The organism is Paracoccus sp. NSM (assembly GCF_052379855.1).
In the GTDB taxonomy this organism is placed as follows: domain Bacteria; phylum Pseudomonadota; class Alphaproteobacteria; order Rhodobacterales; family Rhodobacteraceae; genus Paracoccus.
Genome location: NZ_JBQTCG010000012.1, coordinates 80906 through 88295 on the forward strand (window position 1 = coordinate 80906; position 7390 = coordinate 88295).

At 68.8% G+C, this 7390-nt stretch carries 5 protein-coding genes; 3 read left to right on the top strand and 2 right to left on the bottom strand.

Translation table 11 applies throughout. The annotated features are described in order from the left end of the window. Window positions 1-25: 25 nt before the first annotated feature. A complete protein-coding gene (locus ACTZWU_RS14520; RefSeq protein ID WP_444738075.1) occupies window positions 26-1423 on the bottom strand; it encodes a protein adenylyltransferase SelO in 1398 nt (465 codons plus the stop codon). 110 nt (window positions 1424-1533) lie between these two features. Between ACTZWU_RS14520 and obgE the strand changes: the two genes are divergently transcribed. Both obgE and proB read left to right on the top strand, forming a co-directional pair. Further along, complete coding sequence (obgE, locus tag ACTZWU_RS14525; protein WP_444738076.1) at window positions 1534-2568, top strand: GTPase ObgE; 1035 nt, start codon at window positions 1534-1536, stop codon at window positions 2566-2568. Further along, entirely contained in the window at window positions 2565-3686 is a 1122-nt protein-coding gene (proB, locus tag ACTZWU_RS14530) for a glutamate 5-kinase (protein ID WP_444738077.1), read from the top strand. Before obgE ends, proB begins: the two co-directional genes overlap by 4 nt. Window positions 3687-3764: 78 nt before the next feature. On the opposite strand, the gene pepN is transcribed toward proB, so the two are convergent. Continuing rightward, complete coding sequence (pepN, locus tag ACTZWU_RS14535) at window positions 3765-6365, bottom strand: aminopeptidase N (RefSeq protein WP_444738078.1); 2601 nt, start codon at window positions 6363-6365, stop codon at window positions 3765-3767. A gap of 193 nt (window positions 6366-6558) precedes the next feature. On the opposite strand from pepN, the gene ACTZWU_RS14540 reads away from it, so the two are divergent. Continuing rightward, window positions 6559-7179 carry a hypothetical protein gene (locus ACTZWU_RS14540; protein ID WP_444738079.1) on the top strand — a complete coding sequence of 207 codons (621 nt, stop codon included), beginning with the start codon at window positions 6559-6561 and terminating at the stop codon, window positions 7177-7179. The last annotated feature ends 211 nt before the right edge of the window (window positions 7180-7390 follow it).

Sequence of the window (7390 nt, forward strand, 5' to 3'; positions counted from 1 at the left end):
GCGGCGGTGACAAGTCAAAAGCCGCTCAGGTCCCGCAGAAGGTGTGGTGCACGATCTCGGCCGGCAGGGGGGCGTCGGACAGGTCGTCCCATTCGGGCCGCGCCTCACAGGGCCGGACCAGCGCCTGCGACAGCCGCTCGAAGGGGGCCATGTCACCTGCCAACGCGGCCTCGATGGCCTGCTCAATGCGGTGGTTGCGCGGGATGCGGACCGGATTGGCCCCGGCCATGCGGCCTGTATCTGGCGAAAGGGCCCGCCAGTCGCGCGCCCATTCGTCGAAACCGCGCGGATCGCTGAATTCGGCGCGTGCAGCGCCCGAGGCTAGCCCGGCAAAGACGCGCGTGAAGTCGGCGCGGCCCTCGGCCATCAGGGTCAGGAGACGCTCGATCAGGGGGCGGTTCGGTTCGCCCTCGATCCCCAGCTTGTCGCCGAAGCGCCTGAGCCAGGCCGCCTGATAGAGGGGCGCGAAACGGTGGACGGATTCGGTCGCGGCCTCGACCGCAGGGCCTTCCTCGCCCATCAGCGGGATCAGGCAGGTGGCGAATTGCGCCAGGTTCCAGACCGCGATCTGCGGCTGGTTCGCCCAGGCATAGCGGCCCTGCCGGTCGATCGAGGAAAAGACCGTCTGCGGGTGGTAGGCATCCATGAAGGCGCAGGGGCCGTAATCGATGGTCTCGCCCGAAATCGCCATGTTGTCGGTGTTCATCACCCCATGGATGAAGCCAAGCGCCATCCAGGCCGCGATTGTCTCGGCCTGCGCCGCGACGACCGCATCCAGCAGCGCAAGCGGCCCGTCGGCCTGCGGATAATGGCGCGCGATGACGTGGTCGGTCAGCGCCTTCAGCGAGGCCCGGTCGTCGCGCACGGCGAAATACTGGAACGTGCCGACGCGGATATGGCTGGCGGCCACGCGGGTCAGGACCGCGCCGGGCAGGGCGGTCTCGCGCCAGACGGTCTCGCCGGTGGCGACGGCTGCCAGCGCGCGGGTGGTCGGCACGCTCATCGCGGCCATGAATTCGCTGACCAGATATTCGCGCAGGACCGGCCCCAGCCAGGCCCGCCCGTCGCCGCGCCGCGAAAAGGGCGTCTGGCCCGCCCCCTTCAGCTGGATATCGAAGCGCGCCCCATCCGGGGCGGTGATCTCTCCCAGCAGCACCGCGCGCCCGTCGCCCAGCTGCGGCACGAAGCCCCCGAACTGATGCCCCGCATAGGCCTGCGCCAGCGGCTCGGCGCCCCGCGGCACGGCATTGCCCGCCAGCACCGCCACGCCGTCCGGGGTCTCAAGGCGCCCCGCATCCAGCCCCAGCCGCGCGGCCAGATCATGATTCAGTGCCAGAAGCCGCGGCTGGCTGACCGGCGTGGGCATCACCGCCGCATAGAAGCTGCGGGGCAGGCGGGCATAGCTGTTGTCGAACTGGAACATCGGCGTCTCCTTCCGGCATTACATAGGGGCCGGACGCGGTATTGCCAGCCCGCCACCCTTGCGCGCCGCCCCCCAAGGGCGTATCGCCTGACCGCAAAAGGAGCCTTGCGATGAAATTTCTCGACCTCGCCAAAGTCTATATCCGCTCGGGCGGGGGTGGCGCGGGCTGCGTGTCCTTCCGGCGCGAGAAGTTCATCGAATATGGCGGCCCCGATGGCGGCGACGGGGGCCGGGGCGGCGATGTCTGGGCCGAGGCGGTCGAGGGTCTGAACACCCTGATCGATTTCCGCTATCAGCAGCATTTCTTCGCCAAGTCCGGCCAACACGGCATGGGCAGCCAGATGACCGGCAAGTCGGGCGATGATGTCGTCCTGCGCCTGCCCGTCGGCACCGAGATCCTGGACGAGGACGAGGAGACCGTGATCGCCGACCTGACCGAGGTCGGCCAGCGCGTGCTGCTGGCCAAGGGCGGCAATGGCGGCTGGGGCAACCTGCATTTCAAATCCTCGACCAACCGCAGCCCGCGCAACGCCAATCCCGGCCAGGAGGGGATCGAACGCACGATCTGGCTGCGGCTGAAGCTGATTGCCGATAGCGGGCTTGTGGGCCTGCCCAATGCCGGGAAATCGACCTTTCTGGCGGCGGTGTCGAACGCGCGCCCCAAGATCGCCGATTACCCCTTTACCACGCTGCATCCCAATCTGGGTGTCGTGGGGGTGGACGGGCATGAATTCGTGATGGCCGACATTCCCGGCCTGATCGAGGGCGCCAGCGAAGGGCGCGGCCTTGGCGACCAGTTCCTGGGCCATGTCGAACGCAGCCGCGTGCTGCTGCATCTGGTGGACGGCACATCCGAGACGGTGGCCGAGGATGCGCGCACCATCCTGACCGAGCTTCAGGCCTATTCGCCGGTGCTGATGGAAAAGCCCCGCGTCACCGCGCTGAACAAGATCGACGCGCTGGACGAGGACCAGATCGCCGAGCGTCGCGCCGCGCTCGAGGCCGAGTTGGGCCACCCGGTGCTGCTGATGTCGGGCGTGTCGCGGAACGGCGTGACCGAGGTGCTGCGCGCGCTGTGGCGCGAGATCGAGCCCTCGCGCGCCCCCGCCGCCAAGGACAGCCCCGAGGGGACCTGGCAGCCGTGAGCGCCGCTGCCACGGGCGCACCGGCGCTGGATGCCGCGCGGCGGTTGGTGGTCAAGATCGGATCGGCGCTGCTGGTCGGGCCGGATGGCCTGCGTGGCGATTGGCTGCGCGGCCTCTGCGACGACGTGGCCGAATGGCGCGCACGCGGCGTCGATGTGGTGCTGGTCTCATCCGGCTCGATCGCGCTTGGCCGCCGGGTCCTGGGCCTGCCGCCCGGCGCGCTGCCGCTGGAACAGGCGCAGGCCGCCGCCGCCGTGGGCCAGATCCGCCTGGCCCGCGCCTACGAGGAGGCGCTCGCCCCCCACGGCGTCACCACCGCGCAGGTCCTGCTGACGCTCGAGGACAGCGCCGACCGCCGCCGCTATCTGAACAGCCGCGCGACGATGCAGACGTTGCTGGGCCTTGGCGTGGTGCCGATCGTGAACGAGAACGACACCGTCGCCACGGACGAGATCCGCTTTGGCGACAATGACCGGCTAGCCGCCCAGATCGCGGTGACCTGCGGCGCCGACCAGTTGCTGCTCTTGTCGGATGTGGACGGGCTCTACACCGCCAATCCCAAGACCGACCCGACCGCACGCCACCTGCCGGTGATCGCCGCGATCACCCCCGAGATCGAGGCGATGGGCGGCGATCCGGTCTCTGGCCTGTCCAAGGGCGGCATGAAGACCAAGCTGATGGCCGCGCGGACGGCGGTGGCGGGCGGCTGCGCGATGGCGATTGCCGAAGGCTCGGTCATGCGCCCCCTCAGCGCGGTGGCACAGGGCGCCCGCACCAGCTGGTTCCTGCCCGAGACCGACCCCCAACAGGCCCGCAAGCGCTGGATCGCGGCGATGAAACCGCGCGGCACGCTGACCATCGACGCAGGCGCCGTCACGGCGCTTGCCAATGGCAAATCGCTGCTGCCCGCGGGTGTCACCGATGTCGCCGGCGAATTCGGCCGCGGCGAACCCGTCGCCATCACCGGCCCGGCGGGCGAAACGCTTGGCTGCGGCCTCTCGCGCTATACCGCCGCCGAGGCGCGCCGCATCAAGGGCCAGCGCAGCACCAGCATCGAGGCGATCCTCGGCTATCCCGGCCGCGCCGCCCTGATCCACCGCGACGACATGGCCCTCTGACCCCAGCCCCTTCTTCTTCACGCAAATATCCCGGGGGTCCGGGGGCAGAGCCCCCGGCGCTCGCGGGACGCAACCCGATCACCCCTCGTCTTGCGGCCGCCCCGCCGCGATCATCCGCGCGACCATCTCGCGGCTGTTCCGGCTCAGGCCTTCCATCGCGGCGATCTCCTTGAGGGCCGCCAGCGCTTGCGCCCGGCGCCCCTCGTCATAGCGCGGCCAGGTCTCGTAAGCCGTGGACATGCGGGCCGCGATCTGCGGATTGGCCGGGTCCATCCGCATCAGCCAGTCGGCATAGAAGCGATAGCCCGACCCGTCAGCGGCGTGAAACCCTGCATGGTTCGCTGCCAGCCCGCCCAGAAGTGCCCGAAAGCGGTTCGGGTTGCGCCAGTCGAAGGCGGGCAGGGCGGCCAGATCGCGGGCGATGCGCGCTGCATCGGCGGGGGGAGCGGCCATGACCTGAACGCTGAACCACTTGTCCATCACCAACCTGTTCGCCGCGAACTGGGCCTCCATCGCGCGCAATGCGGCCCCGGCCTGACCAAGCCGCACGAGGATCGACAGCGCGCCCATCCGCTCGGTCATGTTGCCCGCCGCGTCGAACAACGCCCGTGCCCGCGCGCCACCGTCGATCCGCGACAGCAGCCCCAGCACCGCCAGCCGCAGCGACCGGCGCGCCGCGTCGGGCGCGTCGGGGCGATAGGGGCCATCGACCGCCATCCGCTCGTAAAGCCCCGCCAACAGCACCTCATGCGCCTGCGCCAGACGCCGGGCCAGATCCTCGCGCGCGGCATGGATCGCATCCGGATCGGGCGTGATCCCGTCCGAGGCCAGACGCGCTGCGACCTCCTCCTCGCCCGGCAGGTGGAGGCAGAGCGCGCGCAAGGCCGGATCGGCGCCCTCGTCGGCCAGCATGCGGCCCATCGCCTCGATCAGCGCGGCGTCCTCGGCGGGCGCGCCGGAGGCCGCGCGCAGCAGCGCCGCCATCGCCAGTTCGCGACCGGCCTCCCATCGGGCGAAGGGGTCGCTGTCATGGGCCAGCAGGAAGGCGCGCGTCGCATCATCCATCTGCCGCCGCAGGATCACCGGCGCCGAAAAGCCGCGCAGGGCCGAGACGACGGGGCGCGCGGCCAGCCCCTCGAAGGTGAAGCTCTGCCGGGCCTCGGTCATTTCCAGAACGCGGGCCGGCGCCAGCTCGGCGCCGTCCGGGCCGATCAGGCCCAGGGCCACGGTAATGACGCGGGCGGGCTTGTCGGGCTGGCCCGGCGTCGGCGGCGTCTCTTGCGCGAAATCCAGCGTCAGGGTGCCGTCCTGCCAGTGTTCCTGCATCGTCAGGATCGGCGTTCCGGCATCGGTGTACCAGCGCTTGAACTGGGTCAGATCGCGGCCGGTCGCATCCTGGAACACGGCCAGCCAATCCTCGATCGTGGCGGCCTGCCCATCATGGCGGTCGAAATAGAGATCCAGCGCGCGGGCATAGCCTTCGTCACCCACCAGAAGGCGCAACATGCCGATCACCTCGGCGCCTTTTTCATAGACCGTCGCGGTGTAGAAATTGTTGATCTCTTCATAACGGTCGGGGCGCGGGGGATGGGCCAGCGGCCCCTGATCCTCGCGGAACTGGCGGGCGCGCAGGGTCTGGACATCCTCGATCCGTTTCACAGCGGCCGAACGCAGGTCGCTGGTGAATTGCTGGTCGCGATAGACGGTCAGCCCCTCTTTCAGGCACAGCTGGAACCAGTCGCGGCAGGTGATGCGGTTGCCCGTCCAGTTGTGAAAATACTCATGCGCGATCACGGCCTCGATCCGTTCGTAATCGGTATCGGTCGCCGTCTCGGGCGAGGCCAGGACAAGTTTCGAGTTGAAGATGTTCAACCCCTTGTTTTCCATGGCCCCCATGTTGAAGTCATCGACCGCGACGATGTTGAACACGTCCAGATCGTATTCGCGGCCATAGACCTGTTCGTCCCATTCCATCGACTTGACCAGCGATTCCAGCGCAAAGCCCGCGCGGTCCTGATCGCCCGGCCGCACCCAGACATTCAGCGCCACCTCGCGCCCCGACCGGGTAGTGAAGCGCCCCGGCACCGCCACCAGATCGCCTGCGACCAGCGCGAACAGATAGCTGGGCTTGGGCCAGGGGTCGTGCCATTCGGCAAGGCCCGGTTCCTGCCGGATCGGGTTGCCGTTCGACAAGAGCACCGGCAGATCGCCGCGCATCGTGACGCGGAAGGTCGTCATCACGTCGGGCCGGTCGGGATAAAAGGTGATGTGGCGGAAGCCCTCGGCCTCGCATTGGGTGCAGAAGATCCCGCCCGACAGATAAAGCCCCTCGCACGAGGTGTTGGCGGCGGGATCGATCCGGACCTCGGTTTCCAGCGTGAAGGGGCCGACGGGCAGGGCCGCGCCGGCGATGGTCAGGGTTTCGTCGTCGCGGCGCAGATGGGTCGGATCGACCGGCGCGCCATTCAGCGCGACGTGACGCAGATCAAGCCCCTTGCCCCCGTCCAGCACCAGATCGGCGCCCGCGGCGCCCGGTGCGGCGGCCATGTCGATCCCGGCGCGCACCAGCGTCGCGTCGGGCGACAGCGTCACGTCAAGCCGCGTCTCGGTCAGGCGGAACGGATAGGGGCGGTAATCGGCCAGCAATGTCACCGTGCGGCTTTCAGCGCGTGCAGTCATCGAAACGTCCCTTTCCTGCGCATGGGGCGATTTTCGCGCAGGCATCGGGAACCTGCGCGGCCCTGACCTTGTTACGCACCTAGACTGCATGCCGCAAGGCGGGCGACTAACCGATTGACAGCGCTGGCCTTGTCAACCAGAGGGTGACCACCTGCAATTGGTTTAACGAGATTCAGACAGAGGAGGCTTCGACATGAGCCATGACCCGAACGATCCGAACCGCCCGCAGCCCGGCGCCGCGCCGCGCGAAACCTATGTCGAGCCGGTCGAGCGTCGCTCTTCGGCGCTGCCGCTGATCATCGGCGTCCTGCTGGCGCTGGCTCTGGCCTATTTCGTGCTCCAACGTTTCATGACCGATGACAGCGTCGTGACGAACGGCGACACGACCACGGTCGTCACGACCGAAGAGGTCGTCGAGGAACCCGCTGCCGAAGAACCTGTCGCCGAAGAACCTGTCGCCGAAGAACCTGTCGTCGAAGAACCTGTCGTCGTGGAAGAGCCCGCCCCGGCTGAGCCTGCGCCCGTGACTCCCGCTCCGGTGGAAACGGCACCGGTCGAGCCCGCGCCCGCCGACACCGCACCCGCCGAGGCAGCGCCTGTCGAGCCGGCTCCTGCCGAAACCGCGCCCACCGAGACGGCGCCTGTTGAGCCGGTCGAGACCGCTCCTGCGGAAAGCGCGCCCACCGAGACAGCGCCCACCGAGACAGCGCCCACCGAGACAGCGCCGGTCGAACCGACCCCGGTCGTTCCGGCGCCGACCGCGCCCGAAGCCGAAACCGAGGCGGAAACCACCGCACCTGCCCCGGCGAACTGACCGTTTTCTCGGGATCGAACAATCCTTGCGGACGGCCCGGGTGATGCCCGGGCCGTCTTGCTTTCTGGCCGGTCTTTCGGCGGGCGCGCAATCTTGTGCCATGAGACCAAGGCAGGGCTTTTGCCCGACGTCACGATCTCGCAGGGTTGTGAACTGAAATTGCGCGGTGCTATGCATGGGCCGACGCAATCAGCCGAGCGGGGGACGACTA